Here is a 21,995-nt window from a genome sequence, read left to right as displayed (position 1 = left end):
TCTTGTCCCTTAAGTCAGGCATCACGCGGACTAATTGTTCAAGATAACCTGCTCGCCGGGCTCGAGTCCCTTGACGATCTCCACTTCCGTCGCAGTCATGATTCCCGCCTCCACGTCAACCTCCTTGCGGCGGTCGCCGTCAAGCACCTGCACATAGGTTCGTCCCAAATAGGTGCGCAGACCGCTGCGCGGAAGCACGATAACATCGTCATGCTTCTCCAGCATGATGTGAAGCTGAACGGTTTCTCCCATAACGAGCTTGCTGCTTGGTTCGTTCAGTTCAATATAAAGCAGCTTGGCATTGCGCTCAGCCTGCTCCTTGTTATCGGTAATAGGAGCGCTGGAAGGGGATTGAACCACCTTCCCCATGATCTTCGTACTGTCCACGGTCACTTCTACGTCCATTTGAAACTGGATCGGCGAGATCGTTTTGGGATCCTCCGCTTCGCATACCAGGTAAAGCTGCTTCGGATCAGAGACGCTCACCAGCGGTTTGTAGCCGGTTACACTATCGCCTGCCGCAATCGTATCCTTGTAAGTAACGATTCCATCAATCGGCGCGGTCAGCCTGGCCGCCTCGGCCTCCTGCTCCAGGGAATCCAGCGAAATCTGTTCGCGCTCCCTGTCGATCTCGCGAAGTCTGACTTCGCCCGCATCCGCCCCCGCCTGCTTCACCTTGGAGAATTCCAGCGTGGCCCGCTCAAGATTCAGCTTCTGCAGCTTGATGCGCAGATCCAGATCGCCCATATCGAGCTCGGCGAGGAGCTGGCCGGCTTTCACGACATCGTTCTGGTTGACATGAATTTCCTTCAATCTTCCGTTATCTTTATAAAATAGCGGTATGCTGTGTTTGGAAACCACTACTGCGGTTCCTGAGAAGAAACGTTCGATGGTCCCTTTCTTCACTTCAACGGAATCGAACTTCTCCTGCGCCGGCTTGATAAGCGGGGGTGCAAGCGTTTCTTCTCCCCCGGGCAGCAGGGAACAGCCCGATAATAATGAAGCTGCGAGCAGCAGCAGCGTCGATTGCTTCAGCAGCCGTTTGCGGCGGCTATGAATTAGGTTCAGCGACAATCTCCCCATCCTCCAATGCAATGACATGGTCGACGATCTCCATAATGCCGGGATCGTGGGTCGTCATAACTACGGTCATGCCGCGCCGCTCCACCAGATCGCGGAATACCTTGATTACCTGAAGCCCCATCCGGCTGTCCAGCTCCGCCGTCGGCTCATCGGCCAGCAGCAGCAAGGGCTCGTGCGCAATCGCTCTTGCAATGGCCACACGCTGCTGCTCCCCGCCCGACAATTCGGGAGGACGATGCTTCATGCGCGACTTCATGCCCACCCACTCCAGCGCAGTCTCGGCGCGTTCCTTGTTGAGTTTCTTATCGGTTCCGGCAATACGCAGGGCGAATTCAACATTCTCATAAGCGGACATCAGAGGTATTAACCCGAATGCCTGAAAAACAAGTCCCAGCTGGGAGCGTCTCCAGACGCTGCGCTGCTTCTCCGGCAGTCTGGACAGCTCCTGTCCGTTAAACAGCACATAACCTTCGGTCGGCTGATCCAGCGCGGCCAGCAAATTAAGCAGCGTCGTCTTGCCTGAGCCCGAGCGGCCCTTGAGCGCAACCATAGAACCTGCAGCAATATCCAAATGAATATTCTTAACGGCTGTAACCGCCGTCTCGCCCCGGCCAAATACTTTCTTCACATTAACCGCCCGTAGAATCGGTTCTTGTTGCTGCTGCCTCGCAAGCAGCGCAGACGTTTCCATGTTCAATTGCGGTCAAGCTCCTCTCTGATGGATTGACTGGCTTTCAATCTTTTACAATTCATCCATTTTGAAGCTTAAGCTTATGTCAGAGTTAGAATACTCGTTGCGTGAATGCGCTGTCAACCCAATATTATACAGGATAAAGACCTGATTGCACTTAAATTTTGTGACGGAATGCCTGACTGCCGTTAGGCAATCAGGATGCCGATCACTCCGGCCAGCACAGCGGCGGCTGCGGATGAGAACAAATTGACCGCGTCATTGGTCATCCAGCCGTACCCGCTGACCCGGTTCGCCGCAGCACCGCAATGCTCGGCACGCTCGGTCTGCACACCGCAGACGGGACAGCGGTACATCGCCTGCACCGTCGCTCCGAGAAGTGAATCGGCGAAGGCGCCTGCCGTTCCAGCGAGACAGCCTACGGCGACAAGCACGCCCGGCAGCACCTCTCCAGGCCCGCCGGTAACCCATGGCGATATAAGAAGAGCGGCAGCAGCCCCGATCACGGCTGCCCCGGCCAGGGCAGCCATACTGCCAAGCGGCGTGACCGCGCCGCTTGTTCCGGCGGGAACGCGCGCGCCGCCGAGTATGGCCCGCGGCGCCACCCGGCTGAGCGCTCCAAGCTCGGTAGCCCAGGTGTCCGCGTTGACGGATGCCATAACGCCCACGAACGCGTAAAGCCATAACGGGTCCGGCCATATGGCATGCGCGGCGCACAAAATCAGGCCCAGACCGCCATTTGCCCAGACCTGCCCGGCATCGCGCCGGCTTCCTTTGGCATAATTCGCTTCGGCGTCCTGTTTGGCCCGGTGCCTCCGTTTGAATTTGGATAGAGCCGTGGAGGTTACAAAGAATACCATTAACGCGCCGAACCACAGCGGGCCGCCAAGCGTTACATAGCTTGTCCCCATAATAATGGCCGCCACGGCACCTGATCCTGATAAAGAGCGCACCCTGTAGGCAGCCAGCGCAATGATCCCGCTGCCCAGCAAGCCAAGCGCAAGACGAAGCCACCAAGCGTCAACCCATCCGACCATGCCAAAAAGCCTCCTCTATGCTTTGTTTCTATGTACTAATTCTCAATCCTGTGCCCGGCCAAAGCAGGATTCACCCGAGGCTGCGTAGAAATGGTCACGTTGAGTGATCCACTATTCACCAAGGAGTGTCCACCTTTGAACAAAGACCCTAACGATGCGGATGCGCAGGCACATTCAACCTCTAATGAGCGAAGCCCCGAGGAACTGCTTCGTATCATATTCGATTATACCGCAAAAATCGGCAGAGAGCGCAGCCTGAGCAGCGTCCTTCTGCTGATGGCGAACATGGGTCGTGAAATGATATTGGTCGACAGATGCACCGTATGGCTGATCGATTATGCCAATCAGGAACTATTCACCACGGTTGCGCACGGAGTGAACGAAATCCGGGTTCCCCTGGGCTCAGGAATCGTCGGACATTCCATCGCCATAGGCGAATCTCTGCTGATTGAGGATGCTTACCGCGATCCAAGACATAATGCCGAGAATGACAGGCGGACAGGGTACCGGACCCAATCGGTCATTACGGTGCCTTTTGTCGGTAATGACGGCAGTATGATCGGCGCCTATTAAGCCATCAACAAGCTTACCGCGAGCGGCGTTTTCACCGCACAAGACCTGGAGCAGCTGAAGCTGGCCGCAGCCTATGCGGGCAAATCTCTGGAATCCGTTATGCTGCAGGAAGAGATCCAGGCCACCCAGCGGGAAATTATCTATACGATGGGCCAGATCGGCGAGAGCCGCTCCAAGGAAACCGGCTACCATGTCAAACGGGTATCTGAAATATTCCTATGTCTTGGCTCTTGCTTGCGGGCTGTCTGTGGAAGAAGCGGAGCAGCTCAAGATCGTGTCGCCCATGCACGATATCGGAAAAGTCGCCATCCCCGACGCCATTTTGCAAAAGCCGGGCAAGCTCACCGCAGAAGAATACGAGTTGATGAAGCAGCATACCGACATCGGCTATCAGCTGCTCAAAGCCTCAGGCCGCCAGCTGCTCAAAACGGCTGCCATCATCGCTTATGAGCATCATGAGAAATGGGACGGCTCCGGCTATCCAAGAGGCATCAGGGGCGAGGCTATTCATCTGTACGGACGCATTACCGCCATTGCCGATGTATTCGACGCTCTGGGCAGCAAGCGGGTCTATAAGAGCGCCTGGGAGCTCGGCCGCATTCTTGAGCTGATCCGGAAGAAAGCGGACGCCATTTTGACCCGCAGCTTGTCCGGATCTTCATGAAGCAGCTGCCCAAGCTGCTGGAAATACGCGAGCGGTACCGCGATGAGCATGATCAAACCAATGAAACCGGCCACCTGTAGGTGAGGCCGGTTTCATTGGTTACAGCTGCTCTTACAATAATTCGGCGAAGCGGTCCGGGTAATTCGTGCAGATCATCAGCTCGGGATCAATGGCCGCCAGACGCTTCATGGCTGACACATCGTTGACGGTCCATGCCATGACGGTTATTCCCTTGCTGCGCATCTCTTTCATCAGCTCCGGCGTTACCCGTTTATAGCCGATGGAGAGAAAGGAAGCTCCCAGGGCACGCAGATCACCCGCCAGGGAAGGCGGAGCAACCTCCGTGATCAGCCCTGTCCGCACCTCGGCGGTCAGTTCTCTTACCGTCCGCAGCGCCTGCTGGTCGAAGGAGGTGATGACCGTGTCAAACTGCAGTTCCTTCTCATAAAGCAGTTCCACGACACGGCGCTCCATTCCCGGATAGCGGCCGCCGTGGGTCTTCAGCTCAATATTCAACCTGCATCTGCCTACCGTCGCATCCAGAACCTCCTCCAGCAGCGGCACCCGTTCTCCGGCGAAGGATTTGGAGAACCATTTCCCCGCATCCATGCGCGACAGCTGGGTGGTCGTAAAATCCCCCACCGGACCGGCGCCGCTTGTTGTCCGGTTCAAAGTGGAATCATGAATAACAATCGGCGTTCCTCCCCGTGACAGCTGGACATCAAGCTCAATCCACTGTATGAAAGGAAAAGACATCGCTTTTTGGAACGCAGCCATTGTATTTTCCGGCGCTAGGCCGGAAGCTCCCCGATGGGCTACACATGGATTAAGCAAAGCACTCACTTGGCGCTCACATACCCTTCTGAATTAATTGAGGCATTCAAGGAAATACCCGACAGACGTTTAAGCAGGGCTTGCGCCTCCTCTCCCTCAAGCGGCGTTGGCTGGGAAGCGACGGCACGTATGGGATTGAACTTGAGGGTGCAGTCTCCGCTGCCGGTGCAGACTGCGTTCAGCACACCGGTGTCCTTGGTTTTATCCGTCGCTGTCATATTGAAAATATAATTGCCCAAGCTGTAGGAAATCCATTTGCCTTTGTAGGTCTCGAAGCCCTGCAGAACATGAGGATGACTGCCGATCACCAGATCCGCACCGGCATCAATATACGTATGGGCCAGAAGCTTCTGGTCCGCGTTGGGATTATCCGAACGCTCAATTCCCCAGTGAACCATAACAACAACCAGATCCGCATGTTTCTTCGCTTCCTGAATCGCTTTTACACCGCGTGTGGAGTCATAGGTTTCCGCAAGGCCCGCGTGATCGCTTGTCGCTTTCCAGGATGCCTCCGGAACAACTCTGGTCAGGCCGATATAAGCTACGCTGATGCCGCCGGCTTCCAGATAGACCGGCGCATAGGCTTCCGTCTCGTTATTCCCTGCGCCGATATTCGGCATCCCGGCTTCCTCCAGATGGCCGATGGTGTCAAGCAAACCTTCTTTCCCTTGGTCAAGCGTATGATTGTTGGCCAGGTTTACCAGATCGAATCCCGCCTCCTTCAATGCCGGTAGCGATTTCGGGGACCCTTTGAACACGTACTGCTTATCTTCAGCCGGAACTCCGCGCGTCGTGATGGGGGTTTCGAGATTGCCCGCCATCAGATCAGGCTCCGTCAGGAAAGACAGCGACTTGGCATACGGATAATCGTAGCCGCTGCTCTGCATCAGCTTATCCACTGAGCCGGCAAGCAAAATATCTCCTACAAAACCAAGCGTGATTGTACGCCCGTCATCCGCGCTTCCTCCTCCAGATTGGTCCGGAGCATCGCTTCCGGTAGACGAACCCGTTCCTGACGGATTCTGGGAGCCGGTTCCCGTTGATGAATCCGTACCTGATGGACCGGAGGATCCGCCTCCCATTGACGAATCCGTACCGGATGGAGCGGAGGATCCGCTTCCCGCTGACGAACCTTCGTCAGATTGACCGGGAGAACCGTTACCGGTTGATGAACCTGCCGGTTTCCCCCCTGGCGGATCCGCAGGCGCTTCTTCAACAGCCCCGGAAGGGGTGATGCCGGAGCCTGCCGATTCTGTTCCACCGGATGAACCGGCAGCAGCATCAGAGCCCACGGCTGAATCGCCGCTTGATGCAGAATTATCGCTTCCTGCACCGTCCGCAGCTTCATCCGGGTCAGCAGAGCCGCTCCTGCCATTCTCCCCGCTGCCGTTTCCGTCGGCATTCTCATACCCGGGAGTCTCTGCCTTCTGATTCGTAGGCTCCTTGCCCCCACTGCCGGAAGCGCCTTCAAGCCTGGGTTGTTTATCATGGTTGACCATGAGATACACGCCGATAATGATGCAGATCGCAACCAGCATCGACAGATTGAGCAGCAAGAGCCTTCGCATTCGCCGGGCTTTTCGTTTTTTAATGTGCTGGTGGGATTCTGAACGGGATATATGCATACAAAAATAAGCTCCTTTGGGCAAATGAATGGGATAAATCCAAGTATACGCCGGGTTGGTTAATTGCGGCTTCTGCCGTCAGGAAGTGAAAATGATCATCCCATTGTGACTTCTGCTGTGGATTTGTCCCCGATACTCCAAATGAAACAAATGGGCAAGCGTCTCAGACATCGCAAAACGCAAATTATGCGTATTTCCCGAGATTCGTGCGCCGAACAGCCTCTGGCACAGGTCGTAACCGCTGCAGGGTTCTGCTTCCAGGAGGCTCGCGATCTGCGCCAATCTCCGCTCATGGTGAAGCAGCAATTCGGCAGTACGGTCATCGAAGCGGGTAAACGGATCCCGGTGGCCCGGAAAAGCCAGCTCCACCTCATAGCTCCGCAGATGGACAAGACTGTCCAGAAACTGCTGCAGGGGATCTCCGTCTTCCCCGGGCACTACGCTCACATTGGGCGTAATATCCGGGAGCACCTGATCGCCGCAAAACATCCGCCGCTCTGCGGAATCATATAGACATAGCTGGCCTCGTGCATGTCCCGGCGCATCGATGGCAAGCCAGCTCCTGTTCCCCATCTGGAGCATATCTCCAGCAGAAATATAAGTAATTTCCGGCTGTGGGGATACCCTCTCGCGGAAAGCCGCCAGATGGGGAGCAATATCGTTCAATACCTCTGCGGGCATCCCGTGACGGGCATATAGATCTGTCAGTTCCAACGAGAATGAATCATCATTTCCCCAAAGTCGCACCGCATAAGCATGGGATTGTTCCGACATCAGCACGGGGGCCGCTGTATGCTGTTGAAACCAGCCTGCCAGCCCGTAATGGTCGGGATGCTGATGAGTTAGCATAATGGTGTGGATCTGTTCATACGCGATCTCATGAGCTTTCAGAGCCGCATTCCATGCCAGGACGGCATCCGGTGTATGAAGGCCCGGGTCGATTAGCGTATAGCCTTGCTGTCCAGGCACTAGATAGCTGTTCACCCATTTCAGAGAGAACGGCAGCGGCACCTTGACCTGAATGATGCCTTCAGGCCAGACCGCAGTTGCTGCTTCGGTCAAGAGGACACCCTCCCTGTCATAATCATCCGCGGAGATTGCATTTTATCATATGTATTTCCCTCATAATTGCCGTATACGCGCCCCATGGCCAATCCTGCCTCCGCAAGTGCATGCTCAAACCATTCCAAAGACAATAGACAGACGCGCTCTTCATATATGCGGGCCACTTTACTGTCGGATTCGGGTTGGATGGTAATTTGCTTCCTGACACAATTATTCTTAATCTTCCTGACTTCATCGATCAGCAGTCCCGTTGGCCCGTCTACACGCCGGGAATGGGGAACAAGATGGTTTCTGACATAATCCGGGTTAAGAAAATCAATGAGAAACTGGCCATTCTCCGTCAGAACCCTGCGAATTTCCTTCAACACCCGATGGTTGTCAGCTTCATCTTCAAAGTAGCCAAAGGAAGTAAATAAATTGACTGTCGCCCGGAAACTGCCATCCGGTATGGGGAGACGGCGCATATCGCCGTGGATAAGTGCTTCAATTTGCCCTTCCTTATCATGCTCTCGCGCTTGCTCCAGCAGTACTTCTGACAGATCGACACCGGTCACGCAGTAACCGAGACTCGCAAGCGCCAGAGAATGTCTGCCCGTTCCGCAGCCAATATCCAGAATTTTCGCAGCTCCGGGAAGCGACAGCCAGCTGCTCATACGCTCAACTTCTCTGACAGCCTGCTCCCAATTACGATGACGGTACACAATCATATAATCAGAACCGAAGCTCTTTTCATACCAAGCAGTCATTCCTCATTCCTCCCCATCGATGCGATAACCCGCAAGAAGAGCTGGCTGCCGCCGTTCTTTGTCGGCTAAGCCAAGTTCCTCCCTCTGAAATATAAGCAAAGTATGAGCCAATTTTACACTTCATTTATCTTATGAATGCACCCTGATGAGACTTTCGTCAAGCTGCTTTTAGGCAATATTGTATCCACTCTTCTTCGTGGCAGCAACTGCATCCATTAGATTTATACCAGGCTGACGGGAATCATAACAGAGAAAGAATAGACCTTTATCCGGCAATATGGGCCCAGCCCGCTGCACCTGCCCTGGTCAGCGCATGACTGCAGATGAGGGATTTACTCAAATTCAGGCCAGCTTTACGAGACGGTCCGTTGCCCGTAAAAACTGAAGCGAAGACGCCCCTATCCCAAACATCGCGGCGCGGAGCTCGAACTCGATCCGCTCCAATTGATGATAGACCGCCTCCTGCTTAAGGATAGAGGATTCAGGGCCTGCAGCTCCAGCCAGAAGCGTACGGCCGAATCCGGCCAAATCAGCGCCAAGCGCAATTGCTTTGGCCGCGTCCACGCCTGTATGCAATCCACCACTGGCGATAAGGCAGGTATGGGGGAGGCGCTCTCGGACTTCACGCACGCATTCAGCGGTAGGAATCCCCCAATCGGCAAAAGCGGCCGCTGCGTCTGCCCGCAGCGGATCGCGAACGCGATATTTTTCCACCTGGCTCCATGAGGTTCCGCCCGCTCCGGCAACGTCAATAAACGATACCCCGACATCAACCAATGCCCGGGCTGTATCGCCGTCTATTCCCCAACCGACCTCTTTGACGCCGACGGGAACGCCAATCTGCCTGCACACCTCGCCGATCCTGCCGAGCAGACCGCGGAAATCCGTATCTCCTTCAGGTTGAAATACCTCCTGCAGGCTGTTAAGATGCAGCACCAAAGCGCTGGCCTCCGCCAGCTCAACCGCTTGCCGGCATTGGTCGACGCCGTATCCGTAATTCAGCTGCACGGCGCCGAGGTTCGCAATAAGCGGGATGCTCGGTGCTTTCCGTCTGACACGAAACGTCTCGACAAGCTGCCCGTTCTCAATGGCAGCCCGCATGGACCCAAGTCCCATGGCCCACCCTCTGGCTTCAGCCGCCTCGGCGAGACGCAAATTTATTTGTCCAGCTTCACCGGTTCCTCCGGTCATAGAGCTGATCAGCAGAGGCATCTGCAGCTTCGTTCCCATAAATTCAGCGCTTAAATCCACATCCTGGAACGACAATTCCGGCAGCGCGCAGTGGCGCAGACGATACCGGGCAAAACCCGCATCAATTCCAATACTCTGAACATCCTCCTCCAGACAAATACGGATATGCTCGCCCTTGCGCCTTGCCGTCTGCTCATGACCTTCTGTACCGCTATTGATATGCTCTGTCATACCCATTGCTCCTTAGCCGATCCATTCTATACGTCCATCATCACATAGGATCTGCCCTTTGATCAAGTTCAGAACCTTTACGAAGGCAAAATTAAGCTCGTTTATTAATAATTGATTAAATATTTCATTTTAATGATTTTTTTATTCATTTTCATTGTTAAATCAAGCGTGTTATTTTACAATAAGAAGAGACGATTTACTATCATCGCCGCATTCATAAATTTCAGACAAACGGAGGCTATTCCATTGAATATTACTCAATTCAACAGCAAAGAAGAGCTTGACCAGCATGCAGCAGAGCTGTTCGCCGCTCTGCTCGCTCATAATCCGCAGGCTACGCTTGGCCTTGCCACAGGCTCGACACCGACAGGAATTTATGAAAAAATGATAAAGATGCATCAGGCCGGGCGGCTTTCCTTCAATGAAGCGTCAACCTTTAATCTGGATGAATACGTGGGTCTGCCTCCCGAGCATGATCAGAGCTACGCTTATTATATGAACAAGTATTTGTTCGATCACGTAGATGTTCGGCGTGAGCATATTCATTTGCTTGATGGAATGGCCGATAATCTGGCAGCGGAATGCTCGCGCTACGATCAGCTTCTGGCGGCCAAGCCAATCGATATCCAGCTGCTCGGTCTTGGCCACAACGGGCACATCGGCTTCAACGAGCCGGATCATTCCCTCCAGGGCGGTACTCATATCGTGGAGCTGAAGGCCGAGACGCGCGAAGCCAATGCAAGATTTTTCGAATCGGTGGACCAGGTCCCGGCCAAGGCGGTTACAATGGGTATCGGCTCCATCCTGAAGGCGGATACGATTCTATTGGTCGTCAAGGGCGCAGACAAAGCGGAAATTGTCAAAGAAGCTTTAACCGGACCGATTACGACGGAATGTCCGGCATCATTGCTGCAGACGCATGCGAAGGTAATTGTCCTACTTGACCGTGAAGCGGGGAGGCTGCTTGATTAATGACATCTGTCCATGCAAAATGGCGAATAGATCATGTAAGGATCGTGCTTGAAAATCGAATCTTGGAGGGCAGCGTCGTTGTGGAGGACGGTATTATTACCGCGATATACGAAACGAATGACGCTGAATCGCAAGCCGCTCATTCTGACGGGGAATTTCTGATCATCGATGGCGCTGGGGGCATGCTGCTTCCCGGATTTGTCGATGTTCATGTTCATGGCGGATTCGGGGCTGACTTCATGGAAGCGGATGCCACCGCCTATGATACAATTGCCCGCTTCCATGCATCCAAGGGTACGACCACGATGCTCGCCACCACCGTTACCGCATCATACGACGCAATTGCGGAAGTGCTCGGAGCCGCTTCCGCTTATATCAAAGACGGCGGCATGCCCTATGCGGCGCTTGCAGGCGTCCATTTGGAAGGTCCGTTCATCAGTGAACTGTGGCCAGGTGCGCAAAATCCCTCCTACATCTCGCCTCCGCGCCTGGACTGGCTGCAGGAATGGCAAACCGCTTATCCGGGTCTGATTAAACAGCTTACTCTTGCCCCCGAGAAAGCAGGCGCTGTTGAGCTTGTCTCCTGGCTGGCTGAGCAGGGAATCGTGGCGGCATGCGGACATACGGATGCTTATTATTCCGATATCGTTAAGGCTGCCGATGCAGGGCTCACCCAGGCCGTTCATACCTTCAATGCCATGCGGGCCCTGCACCACCGCGAGCCGGGGACAGTCGGAGCCGTTCTGACCGATCCCCGTATCTATGCCGAGGTCATTGCCGATGGGCACCATGTTCATCCAGCGGCGATACGGCTGCTGACCCAATCCAAAGCCGCCGACAAGATTATTCTTATCACGGATGCCATATCCGCTGCCGGTCTGGGCGATGGCAGCTACGACCTTGGCGGCTTGGCCGTCGACGTTCATGGCGGCGTCGCGAGGCTCCAAGAGGGAGGCAACCTCGCGGGCAGCACGCTGACGATGATCGATGCTTTCCGTTACATGGTGGAGAATACTCCGCTCAGCATCCCTCAAATCAGCCGGATGGCAAGCGCCAACCCCGCAGCCCAGCTCGGATTGCAGGAACGTATTGGACTTATTGCGGTTGGCAGACAGGCCGACCTCGTCTGGACGGATGAATCCTTCAAGAACGTACATGGCACATGGGTCGGCGGCAGACGGGTATTTCAATAATTTCAAGAAAAAGCAGGCATCCGCTTGAATGGCGAACACCTGCTTTTCTTTGTTTTCGTTTGTTTGGACTAACCGCGTTTGCGGACCAGCTTCGTTACACGTCCATGAACGGTCCACTCGGCAACGTAAACGTTCCCCTCAGCATCCACACAAACACCATGAGGCGAGCTGAATTTGTCTGCTTCGAATAAATTCAAATCGATATTAGGCCAGCCTTCCCGTTTGGAGGCATTCTCATCATCGCCCAAATGGGTGATCAAACGATCATTTTTGTCGAAGATGGTAACCCGGCTTTGCAGATCCGGGAAATAAATTTCATCGCCATAATAATAAAAGCTGCACGGCATTTTCATATCGTCGGTAATAAAACGCTTGTGCTGGCCGTCCAGAGTGAACACTTGAATCCGGTTGTTGCCGCGGTCCGCCACATACAGCTCCGGCTCCTCGCCGCGCAGATCGACGGATATGCCATGCGGGCAATTCACCTGTCCGGGCTCGCTTCCTTTTCCGCCCCATGAACGGATCAACTGACCTTCGCTGTCGTATTGATGGATCCAGCTTTGCCCGTACCCGTCAACCACATAGATATCGCCGTTTGGCCCCACAGCAACATCAGTTGGCACAAATTTGCGATCCTCATCGTAAATGTCCGGCAAATCAGGTGTTCCGATGGTCAGAATTTCTTTTCCGTCCAACGTTGTTTTGACCACGATCCGGCGGGAAGTGTCCGTCAGGTACAGATACTGGCCATCACTCTCCTGATGCAGATAAAAGCCGTGGGCGCCGCCAACGAACTGCTCTCCCCAGCTGCGCAAAAAATTCCCGTCCTTATCGAACACGATTACCGGATTGTTCCCCGTGTGGAAGACCAGTACATTCTCATCGGCGTCCACGACGATACCATGGGTATAACCAAATTCAACTCCCTCCGGAAGCTTCGCCCAGCCTTCGGCAACTTCATAAACATGTGTTCCAGATCCCATCTCAGCCATTATATTCACTCCTTTTAGTTTTCTTCGTAAATGCTCAACATATGAATTCCATGGCGGCAAGGCTTATCCTGCTTACCAGCAAGAAATTATTATTGCTGATCTGGCTCCTCGCGATGCTCCGTGACAAAAACTTGAATGCCATGGGCATTTGCCACGGACGAAAGCTGCTGCGGCAGCGGCATATCGGTAATAAAGCCCTGAAGCACCGACAGCGGGGCAATCGAGAACAGCGAGGTTCTTCCTATCTTGGTATGGTCAAACATCGCATACGTCGCTTGCGAACGGCTTATCATCGCTTTGGCCATATGGGCTTCCTGCTCGGAATAGGTTGTGATCCCGCCCGTGGAGGACACGCCGTCCACTCCGAGGAACATTTTGCCCAGATTAAGCTGCCCCAGCATGCCTTCCCCCAGCGGTCCGCACAGCTCGAAGCTGTTGTGGCGCATCAGGCCCCCCGTTACGACCACCTGGATATCGCTTCCTGCAAGCTCCATCGCCACATTCACGGTATTCGTTACGACGGTAATCCCCCGGCGTGTTTTGAGCAGCTTGGCCAGATAATAATTGGTCGTACCGCCTGAGAGCCCGACCACGTCCCCTTCATTAATCAGCTCCGCCGCAGCTGCCGCAATCCGTTCCTTCTCCAGAAACGACAGCCCCTCCTTCTCGGCAAAAGGGAGCTCTCTCACAGCATTCATGCCGTCGTACATAGCGCCGCCGATCGTACGGATGACCGGCTCCGCCTTCTCCATCAGCTCCAGGTCGCGGCGTGCCGTCGCTTCCGAAATGTGAAAGCGGTCCACAACCTCCTGAATGGTAATCCGGCCCTGCCGCTTCAGCACATTCATTATTTGCTCTCGTCTGCGTTGTCCTTTTGAACCGTCAGCCATTTCAGCGTTCCACCCAGGCCTTATCCGATAATCGCTGATCGACGGATGCCCAGTCAGGAAGCGCTTCCCAATCACCGCGCATTTGAACCACAAGCGACCCGCTTATACTGCCCAGACGCACGGCCTCCACCGGGTTCATTCCCTTCAGAAGGCCTGTCAGAAACCCCGAGCAAAAGCCGTCTCCCGCCCCGACGGTATCCACAACTTTATCCGCTTTATAGAAGGGCACTACCTGGGATTCCCCATTTTCGATCACGATGGTCGTGTTGTCCACGCCCTTGACAATACACACCGCGTTCAACTGCTTCAGCTTCGTTTTCACTTCATCCAGATTGTCCGTTTCGTAGAGAAGCTTAAGCTCGTCCCAGCCAGGCAGAAAATAATCGGCCTGCTCCGCCAGCGGGAGCACAACACGCCGGGCTTCTTCAATCGTCCACAGCTTGAGGCGCAGGTTGGGGTCAAAGCTCACCTTCACTCCCGCCTTCTTCGCTGCGGCAACCGCCGCAAATACCGTTTCACGGGCGCTCTCGCTGATCGCAAGCGTAATGCCCGTCACATGAAGGATCTTGCAGCCGGCTATGTAATCCAGATTCAGATGCTCGGGCCGCATCTTGCTTGCCGCCGAATGCTTCCGGTAATAATGAACCGCGAGCTTCCCTGCGACCGTTTCCCGGAACATTAATCCGGTCTGTTCGCCTGGCATCAGCCTGGCCTCGGAAACGTCGACGCCTTCTCCTCGCAGCTGCTTGAATATTGCACGACCGAACGGGTCTTCTCCCAATGCGCCAAACCAGCCGACTGAGCAGCCCAGTCTGGCCGCTCCGATCGCCACGTTGCTTTCGGCACCGCCGAAGCCCTGCTCAAGGGCAGCGGCTCCTTCAAGACCGCGATGCTCTTGCGGCATGAACAGCGACATTGTTTCGCCGAAGGTTAATAAATCCGGTACTTCATTGGTCAAGCGTATCGCCCCCCAGTGTTGGATTACATATCTTTATAAATCGGGAATTTCATGAAATAGATAATGACCAGATAAACCAGCAAAATGATGATGCTGAGCGTACGCGCTTTGCCAATGTTTGACGTTGCGCTTTGCCCTGCCTGGATGGATGCGACAATCTGTTTAAGCGGCTTCGTCACAATTCCGCCAATTGCTGCAATAGCGAGGAATAAGACGATAACCAGAATCATCCAAACAACCTCATAATCCCCCTGCGAAATCAAATATCCGCCTGTCAACAGCTGCAAGACGAGAAAATATTGCGCGATTCGGTTCGCAGACACCAGACCTTCCGCAAGTCCGGCTTGTCCGGCACCATTGAGCTTCGTAGCGCGTCCGATCAAGAATGGAAGCACGATGTAAAAACCCATGCCTGCAGCGCCGATCACATGCAGAAAAACCATTACATTCAACATTTCTTTTCCTCCTGCCACTCATATACAATCCAATCAAGTATACTAGAAGAATCGCCCAAATTCAAAAGAGAAATGGCCTATTTTCCGCCATGCGACAAACTGAGCTTCATCATGACCGCTTTAATGGCAAAATAATCGATTTCATCCGGCAGCGCTTCCTTGATCGGCTTCAGCTTCTCTACTCCCAGCCGCATAATCGTCTCTGCAATGAGCGCTTCATGCTCTGCGGGGATAAAACCATCCCACTCAATCATTTCACCTTCCTCGGCGCAGCGCAGCAAATGGTTCTCGATCGTAATTCTGCCCATATCGCGCAGAGCGGCAATTTCCGTAATGGAGCGCCCTTCCCGCAGCAGCGCCAATGATTGCATATGGCTGCTCAGGCCCGCATCCGTGACGGATAAAGCCGCCGCTCCGCCTCGCCCGCCGGTCGAAGCGACAATTCCTGCCTTTCCTCTCTCTTCTTCATCCGTCTTCACAACAGGGGAAAATGAATCCATTTGCTGTGGGCTGCTGCCCGTCTTAAAGCTTCTGACAATGGCAATGACATCGCTGCCGTATTTGCCGGCTTTAGCCGCTCCCACCCCTTTGACGGTGAGCAGCTGCTCGGTCGTAACAGGCTGCCTGTCGGCAATTTCACGCAGCGCAGCATCGAAGAACAGCATAAACGGCGGTACATGCTCGCGCGCCGCCGTCTCCTTGCGCCAATCGCGAAGCGCCTCGAACAAGGGAGTGTTCTCCGCCTGGCTTGCGCTTGAAGCCGTTCTGCGCTTCGCAGCCGTGCTGCGCCGCCTGAACACGGTTTTCTTTCCCTCCAGCACGGGCAGAGCCTCTGCCGTCAGGGATACAGTAGGAAACTCTCCCTCGCTTATGCGCATATAGCCTTCCGCCACCAGCCAGTAGAGCCAGTCGGAAATGTCCTTCTCCGCCCAATCGCGCAGCAGCGCGTACGTGGACAGACGGTCCAGACCGAATTCGAGAATACGCTTCTCGCGGGAGCCCTTGAGCACCTTGGCCGCGAGCGCGATGCCGAACCGGCCTTTCAGCCTGCCCACGCAGGACAAGGCCTTCCGCGCATCCTCCGTCATGTCCAGCTTCTCGCTCTGATCCAGACAATTGCTGCACTTGCCGCACTCGGGAACATCGGCTTCGCCAAAATAGCTGACGATAAACTGCAGCAGGCATTTCTCCGTGCGGCTGTAATGCATCATCGTGTACAGCTTGTTTAATTGAATCCGTTGTCTGTCCGGATCGGTTGTGCTCCGCTCGATCAGGAAGCGCTGGACCTGAACGTCCTGCGGCTCGAACAGCAGCACGCATTCGCTCTCCTCCCCGTCGCGCCCCGCACGGCCCGCCTCCTGATAATAGGACTCCACATCGCTTGGCATCTGCCAATGGACGACATAACGGACATTCGGCTTATCGATGCCCATGCCGAATGCGTTGGTTGCGACCATAACCCGTGCTTCGTCGAAACGGAATTTCTCCTGCGCTTCAGCCCGCTCATCATCCGCGAGTCCTCCATGATATTTGCCTGCCGATACGCCCAGCCTGCTCAAGTCGGCACAAACCTCTTCGGCTTCCTTCCGGGTAGCCGTGTAGATAATGCCCGATTGATCCGGCCGCTGCGCCACATAATCACGCAGAAATTTCCGTCTGTCCGTCCCGGTCACAACCGACAAGCTCAGATTGGTCCGGGCAAAACCGGTCACAAACACATTGGGCCGGCGAAGTCCAAGCATGGCCGAGATATCGTCTGACACCTCGGGAGTGGCTGTTGCCGTAAAAGCCGCAACCGGCGGCCGGTTCTCCAGCCTCCCGATCCAGCCCGCCAGCTGTCGGTAGCTCGGCCGGAAATCATGTCCCCACTGCGAAACGCAGTGAGCCTCATCGATGGCTATAAGGGGGATGTGCAGCTGGCTGGCTAATGATTCGAACATTGTCCCATCCAGACGCTCCGGCGCAACATAGAGCAGCTTGTAGACGCCCTGAGCGGTCTTTCTCACGACCTCCCGATAAGTCGCTGCATCCAGAGAGCTGTTCAAGTAGGCAGCCGATACACCCAGGCGGCCAAGCGCGTCGACCTGATCCTTCATCAGCGAAATCAGCGGCGATACGACAATCGTTGTGCCTGGCAGCAGAATCGCCGGCAGTTGATAGCAGACCGACTTCCCTCCGCCTGTAGGCAGAATCGCCAGCGTATCCTTGCCTTCCAGCAAGCCTTCGATTATATCCTGCTGTCCTTTGCGAAAGCTGTCAAAGCCATATACCTCTTTAAGCATCCGCTGTGCTTGCTCCATCCTGATTCCTCCTTCCCAACTAAAAACATGACCTCGCCGTCTCTCGGGAGGCAACGGTCATTTCTTCCCTCAAACTTTTATAGAAGTGAAACTAATACCTGCTATCAGGTTAAAAAAATGAAGACCCTGACAACAATCAGTCAGGGTCTCATGTCCTTCATGAGTACAACGGCTTTGGAATTAACTGTTAACGACAGAGATGACGTTGCGAACCGAAACGGCGGATTTCTCCAGAGCGGCTTTCTCATCCCCGGTCAGATCCAGTACAAAAATCTTCTCGATTCCATCGCCGCCCAGCACGACTGGAACGCCCATGAACAGGTTGTCATAGCCATATTCGCCTTCCAGCAAAGCGATTACTGGCGTAATCCGCTTTTTATCCTTCAGAATCGCTTCAGTCATTTGGACCAGCGATGCTGCAGGCGCATAATAAGCGCTGCCGTTGCCAAGCAGGTTGACAATTTCGCCGCCCCCAACGCGTGTGCGCTGTACAATGGCTTCGATACGGTCAGCCGGAATCAGCTTCTCGATTGGAATGCCGCCCACATTGGAGTAGCGAACGAGAGGAACCATGTCATCGCCATGGCCGCCAAGCACGAAGCCTCGGACGTCTTCAACCGATACATTCAGCTCTTGGGCGATAAATGTGCAGTAACGGGCTGTATCCAGTACGCCGGATTGACCGATTACACGGTTTTTAGGGAAACCAAGCGCATTGTAAGCCACATAAGTCATGGCATCAACGGGGTTGGAGAGGATAATAACATAAGCGTTCGGGCTGGTTGCTTTGATGTTCTCGCATACCGATTTCACAATGCCGGCATTGGTGTTGACCAAATCGTCACGGCTCATGCCCGGTTTGCGGGCGATCCCTGCAGTGATAATCACAACATCGGAATTTTGCGTATCGGCATAATCGGAAGTACCGATGATGTTGGCGTCGCTGCCTTGTACAGGCGTGGACTCCATCATATCAAGCGCTTTTCCCTTAGTTGGGTTTTCCAGCTGCGGGATGTCAACAAGAACAACATCGCCCAGTTCTTTCTGTGCAAGCATAAAAGCCGTCGTAGCCCCGGTAAAGCCTGCTCCAACAACGGTAATTTTTTTCCGTTTAATCGCCATTATCCATTGCCTCCCAAAAATTTCTTCGCTTTCGCTATTGTCTCTCAGCTCTTCGCCTTTATCCCATCGCTCTCGGTCCTTGTCTCTCCGCACTCGGTCCTTGTCACTTTCGCACTTGATCCTTGTCTCTACCGCACTTGGTCCTTGTCTCTTCGCACTTGGTCCTTATCTCTTTCGCACTTGGTCCTTGTCTCTACCGCTGTTGCTTCTCAGATCTTCGTCTATCGCCCTTGACCTAAGTCGCCCCAAGCGACCCCACGCACGAACACTAAAAATGCGTGCCATGAACTGCATCGGTCGATGCGGTTCATGGCACAAGCATTCCTCGCTCAAACACTCCAGCGCCTGTCCGGCACCCACGTTACTCAACGGGTGTCCAGAGGGCAAGCCCTCGGGGTCCCCCTTCCAGGGGGATTTAGGGGGTCATCCCCCTGGATACGGGGCCAATCCAATCAAAACTATTTTAAAAATTTAACCGGGTAATTTAAACCAGGTTCTTGATGATCTCATCAGCAAACGCCGAGCATTTAACTTCAGTCGCGCCTTCCATCAGACGGGCAAAGTCATAAGTAACAGTTTTATTGTTAATCGACGTTTCCAACCCTTTGTAGATCATATCAGCCGCTTCCAGCCAGCCAAGATGCTCCAGCATCATAACGCCGGACAAAATAACTGAACCCGGGTTTACAACATCAAGATCCGCATATTTTGGAGCCGTACCATGAGTCGCTTCGAAGATAGCGTGTCCAGTCAGGTAGTTGATGTTCGCGCCCGGTGCGATCCCGATACCGCCAACTTGTGCAGCAAGCGCATCGGACAGATAGTCGCCGTTAAGGTTAAGCGTAGCAATGACATCAAAGTCAGTCGGACGAGTCAGTACTTGTTGTAGTGCGATATCAGCGATTGCGTCTTTCACGATCAGCTTGCCTGCCGCTTCCGCGTCCTTCTGTGCTTTATTCGCCGCATCCGTGCCTTCTGCTTCTTTAATGCGGTCGTATTGGCCCCATGTGAAGGTTTTGTCTCCGTATTCCTGCTCGGCCACTTCATAACCCCAGTTTTTGAAGGCACCTTCGGTGAACTTCATGATGTTTCCTTTGTGTACCAGGGTCAGCGTTTTACGGCCGTGTTTCAGCGCGTACTCGATAGCTGCACGGGCAAGTCGCTTGGAGCCTTCAGCCGAAACCGGCTTGATGCCGATACCGGAGGTTTCCGGGAAGCGGATTTTGTTAACGCCCATTTCTTTTTGCAGAAAATCAATGACTTTCTTCACTTCAGCCGAACCTTCTTGATATTCGATACCTGCATAGATATCTTCTGTATTCTCACGGAAAATAACCATGTTAACCAGTTCAGGACGTTTGACCGGTGAAGGCACGCCGTCAAAATAACGTACAGGACGCAGGCAGACATACAGATCAAGCTCCTGGCGAAGCGCCACGTTCAGGGAACGGATACCGCCGCCGATAGGCGTAGTCAATGGACCTTTGATAGCAACCATATATTCACGGATAGCCGTAAGCGTATCTTCCGGCAGCCATTCTCCATAGTTATTGAATGCTTTCTCGCCGGCAAATACTTCGTACCAGGCTATTTTTTTCTCGCCGTTATAGGCTTTCTCAACAGCTGCGTCAAGTACGCGCTTGGATGCCTTCCAGATATCGCGGCCTGTTCCGTCGCCTTCGATGAAAGGGATAATCGGGTTGTTTGGAACCTGCAGTACACCATTGTCAATCGTAATTTTCGCGCCTTCGGTCGGAAGATCGTATTGTTTAAGCTGCATGAATAAATTACCTCCTGAATGTTTGTTGGATATGAAGTTTACATAACACGACGGGAGCTCGCTGCACGGCCTCTATTATACGGCCATGCGCTGGCACCCCGTCACTCTTAAGCGGATTATGATAGCCGCCGGCAGCTGATTTCTACTGACGCTGTGCAATCGGCGTCACTTTTTGATCAACCGGACCGACGTACTCGGCACGCGGGCGGATAAGACGGTTATTCTCATACTGCTCAAGAATATGCGCAGTCCATCCGGATACACGGCTGATCGCGAAGATCGGCGTGAACAGGTCCCGAGGGATTTTGAGCGATGTGTAAACCGAGGCGGAATAGAAATCAACATTAGGCTTGAGGCCTTTTTGACCCGTCACGATCTCTTCAATCTTGATGGACATTTCATACAAATCCATATTGCCTGTCAGCTTGCCAAGCTCGCGCGACATTTTTTGCAGATGCTTCGCGCGCGGGTCGCCGTTCTTGTAGACGCGGTGGCCGAATCCCATAATTTTCTCTTTATTGGCGAGTTTCTGGTTGATCACGGCCTCTACATTAGCAGGGGTGCCGATTTCTTCCAGCATCACCATGACCGCTTCGTTCGCTCCTCCGTGCAATGGACCCTTCAAAGCGCCGATAGCGGAAGTAACGCCAGAATAGATGTCCGACAAGGTGGCAACCGTAACACGGGCGGCAAATGTGGATGCATTCAGCTCGTGATCGGCGTGAAGCACAAGTGCCTGATCCAGCGCCTTAACCGCTACCTCGTCCGGCTCTTGTCCTGTAAGCATGTATAGGAAATTGTGGGCAATCGATACACCCGTTTTAGGAGCGACCGGCTCTTTGCCTTCACGAATACGGGCAAATGCAGCGACAACAGTTGGAAGCTGAGCCTGCAGTTTAACCGCTTTATGGATATTCGCTTCTTGTGACATGTCATTGGCGGATTCATCATACAATGCCAGACTGGAAATCGCCGTCCGTAAGCTGGCCATTGAATTAGCTTCCTTAGGATAAAGCTTGAGCTGATCTAGCACACCTGCCGGGATGGGCGCGTATTCTCCGAGCTGCTTTAACAACTCGTCCAGTTCCGGCTTCGTCGGCAATTTTCCATACCATAGCAGATAGGCCACTTCTTCAAAAGAAGCGTTAACCGCCAGGTCATCGATGTCTATACCGCGATAAGTCAATACGCCATCAATAATCGAGCTGATGGATGACGTAGTAGCGACGATCCCCTCTAGGCCTTTGGTTGCTGTCATTTTTTTCTCTCCTTTAACCTTGGTTTAATGATTCGTAAAATAACAAAAAATGGTTTCGATATCCGTATCGTCAAGTTAATCATATCGGATTTTGACGGGGAAGTGAACATAAACCGATATAAAAATGCTTTATCAGCGCCATCAAAAAAATTTTATACTTATTTGCCGCGTAATGCAACGACCATGCCCCTTGTGGCAAAATGACATTTGAATTCCCGAAAACACCTCTTTGTGTAAAGCCCGGCAAATGTTAAACTATAGAGATGATTCGGGCACAACTATTCAAAGCATCAGACATAGCGGCAGGTACATAATTCTTGAAACCGGAGGCTCAA

20 protein-coding genes are annotated in these 21,995 nt (G+C 53.6%); 4 read left to right on the top strand and 16 right to left on the bottom strand.

Annotated features, from left to right (window positions below):
• Window positions 1-30: 30 nt before the first annotated feature.
• From AC0YNV_RS15185 to AC0YNV_RS15175, 3 genes are all read right to left on the bottom strand, one after another.
• Entirely contained in the window at window positions 31-1,074 is a 1,044-nt protein-coding gene (locus AC0YNV_RS15185) for an efflux RND transporter periplasmic adaptor subunit (RefSeq protein ID WP_475768796.1), read from the bottom strand.
• The gene (locus AC0YNV_RS15180) at window positions 1,052-1,774 is read right to left on the bottom strand and encodes an ABC transporter ATP-binding protein (RefSeq protein WP_210046940.1); all 723 of its coding nucleotides are present in this window, start codon (window positions 1,772-1,774) and stop codon (window positions 1,052-1,054) included. The genes AC0YNV_RS15185 and AC0YNV_RS15180 overlap by 23 nt, the downstream gene beginning before the upstream one ends.
• 188 nt (window positions 1,775-1,962) lie before the next feature.
• The gene (locus tag AC0YNV_RS15175) at window positions 1,963-2,811 is read right to left on the bottom strand and encodes a DUF92 domain-containing protein (RefSeq protein WP_475768795.1); all 849 of its coding nucleotides are present in this window, start codon (window positions 2,809-2,811) and stop codon (window positions 1,963-1,965) included.
• Window positions 2,812-2,946: 135 nt separating this feature from the next.
• Here AC0YNV_RS15175 and AC0YNV_RS15170 point away from each other — a divergent pair, with 135 nt between their 5' ends.
• On the top strand, window positions 2,947-3,384 hold the full coding sequence (locus tag AC0YNV_RS15170; RefSeq protein WP_475768794.1) for a GAF domain-containing protein: 438 nt from the start codon (window positions 2,947-2,949) through the stop codon (window positions 3,382-3,384).
• A gap of 190 nt (window positions 3,385-3,574) precedes the next feature.
• Window positions 3,575-4,048 (top strand): HD-GYP domain-containing protein, encoded by a 474-nt coding sequence (locus tag AC0YNV_RS15165; RefSeq protein ID WP_475768793.1) that lies wholly within the window; start codon window positions 3,575-3,577, stop codon window positions 4,046-4,048.
• Between the two features lie 111 nt (window positions 4,049-4,159).
• On the opposite strand, the gene AC0YNV_RS15160 is transcribed toward AC0YNV_RS15165, so the two are convergent.
• The 5 genes from AC0YNV_RS15160 to fni all read right to left on the bottom strand — a co-directional run bounded on the left by AC0YNV_RS15160 (window position 4,160) and on the right by fni (window position 9,740).
• Window positions 4,160-4,882 carry a glycerophosphodiester phosphodiesterase gene (locus tag AC0YNV_RS15160; RefSeq protein WP_475768938.1) on the bottom strand — a complete coding sequence of 241 codons (723 nt, stop codon included), beginning with the start codon at window positions 4,880-4,882 and terminating at the stop codon, window positions 4,160-4,162.
• 5 nt (window positions 4,883-4,887) lie between these two features.
• Window positions 4,888-6,450, bottom strand: coding sequence for a CapA family protein (locus tag AC0YNV_RS15155; protein WP_475768792.1), 1,563 nt, complete (start codon window positions 6,448-6,450; stop codon window positions 4,888-4,890).
• Window positions 6,451-6,585: 135 nt separating this feature from the next.
• Window positions 6,586-7,569 carry an MBL fold metallo-hydrolase gene (locus AC0YNV_RS15150; RefSeq protein WP_475768791.1) on the bottom strand — a complete coding sequence of 328 codons (984 nt, stop codon included), beginning with the start codon at window positions 7,567-7,569 and terminating at the stop codon, window positions 6,586-6,588.
• The gene (locus tag AC0YNV_RS15145; protein ID WP_475768790.1) at window positions 7,566-8,318 is read right to left on the bottom strand and encodes a class I SAM-dependent methyltransferase; all 753 of its coding nucleotides are present in this window, start codon (window positions 8,316-8,318) and stop codon (window positions 7,566-7,568) included. Before AC0YNV_RS15145 ends, AC0YNV_RS15150 begins: the two co-directional genes overlap by 4 nt.
• 342 nt (window positions 8,319-8,660) lie before the next feature.
• A complete protein-coding gene (fni, locus tag AC0YNV_RS15140) occupies window positions 8,661-9,740 on the bottom strand; it encodes a type 2 isopentenyl-diphosphate Delta-isomerase (protein WP_475768789.1) in 1,080 nt (359 codons plus the stop codon).
• Between the two features lie 246 nt (window positions 9,741-9,986).
• On the opposite strand from fni, the gene nagB reads away from it, so the two are divergent.
• The gene (nagB, locus tag AC0YNV_RS15135) at window positions 9,987-10,712 is read left to right on the top strand and encodes a glucosamine-6-phosphate deaminase (RefSeq protein WP_475768788.1); all 726 of its coding nucleotides are present in this window, start codon (window positions 9,987-9,989) and stop codon (window positions 10,710-10,712) included.
• Entirely contained in the window at window positions 10,712-11,905 is a 1,194-nt protein-coding gene (nagA, locus tag AC0YNV_RS15130) for an N-acetylglucosamine-6-phosphate deacetylase (RefSeq protein ID WP_475768787.1), read from the top strand. Before nagB ends, nagA begins: the two co-directional genes overlap by 1 nt.
• 68 nt (window positions 11,906-11,973) lie before the next feature.
• Here nagA and AC0YNV_RS15125 read toward each other — a convergent pair whose 3' ends face one another.
• The 8 genes from AC0YNV_RS15125 to citZ form a co-directional block, all read right to left on the bottom strand.
• Entirely contained in the window at window positions 11,974-12,897 is a 924-nt protein-coding gene (locus AC0YNV_RS15125; protein ID WP_475768786.1) for an NHL repeat-containing protein, read from the bottom strand.
• Between the two features lie 89 nt (window positions 12,898-12,986).
• Window positions 12,987-13,787 carry a DeoR/GlpR family DNA-binding transcription regulator gene (locus AC0YNV_RS15120; protein WP_210046905.1) on the bottom strand — a complete coding sequence of 267 codons (801 nt, stop codon included), beginning with the start codon at window positions 13,785-13,787 and terminating at the stop codon, window positions 12,987-12,989.
• 1 nt (window position 13,788) lies between these two features.
• Window positions 13,789-14,745 (bottom strand): sugar kinase, encoded by a 957-nt coding sequence (locus tag AC0YNV_RS15115; RefSeq protein ID WP_475768785.1) that lies wholly within the window; start codon window positions 14,743-14,745, stop codon window positions 13,789-13,791.
• A 23-nt stretch (window positions 14,746-14,768) separates the two neighbouring features.
• On the bottom strand, window positions 14,769-15,200 hold the full coding sequence (locus tag AC0YNV_RS15110) for a hypothetical protein (protein WP_210046903.1): 432 nt from the start codon (window positions 15,198-15,200) through the stop codon (window positions 14,769-14,771).
• A 77-nt stretch (window positions 15,201-15,277) separates the two neighbouring features.
• Window positions 15,278-17,500: a DNA helicase RecQ gene (gene recQ / locus AC0YNV_RS15105; protein ID WP_475768784.1), complete on the bottom strand. Its 2,223-nt coding sequence runs from the start codon at window positions 17,498-17,500 to the stop codon at window positions 15,278-15,280.
• A gap of 180 nt (window positions 17,501-17,680) precedes the next feature.
• Window positions 17,681-18,622 (bottom strand): malate dehydrogenase, encoded by a 942-nt coding sequence (mdh, locus tag AC0YNV_RS15100; RefSeq protein WP_475768783.1) that lies wholly within the window; start codon window positions 18,620-18,622, stop codon window positions 17,681-17,683.
• A 484-nt stretch (window positions 18,623-19,106) separates the two neighbouring features.
• Complete coding sequence (gene icd, locus AC0YNV_RS15095; protein WP_210046900.1) at window positions 19,107-20,402, bottom strand: NADP-dependent isocitrate dehydrogenase; 1,296 nt, start codon at window positions 20,400-20,402, stop codon at window positions 19,107-19,109.
• 142 nt (window positions 20,403-20,544) lie between these two features.
• The gene (gene citZ, locus AC0YNV_RS15090) at window positions 20,545-21,660 is read right to left on the bottom strand and encodes a citrate synthase (RefSeq protein ID WP_210046899.1); all 1,116 of its coding nucleotides are present in this window, start codon (window positions 21,658-21,660) and stop codon (window positions 20,545-20,547) included.
• Between the last annotated feature and the right edge of the window lie 335 nt (window positions 21,661-21,995).

The sequence above is a fragment of the Paenibacillus sp. JT31N11 genome, assembly GCF_056269285.1.
This window is presented reverse-complemented; position numbering and strand designations above follow the sequence as displayed.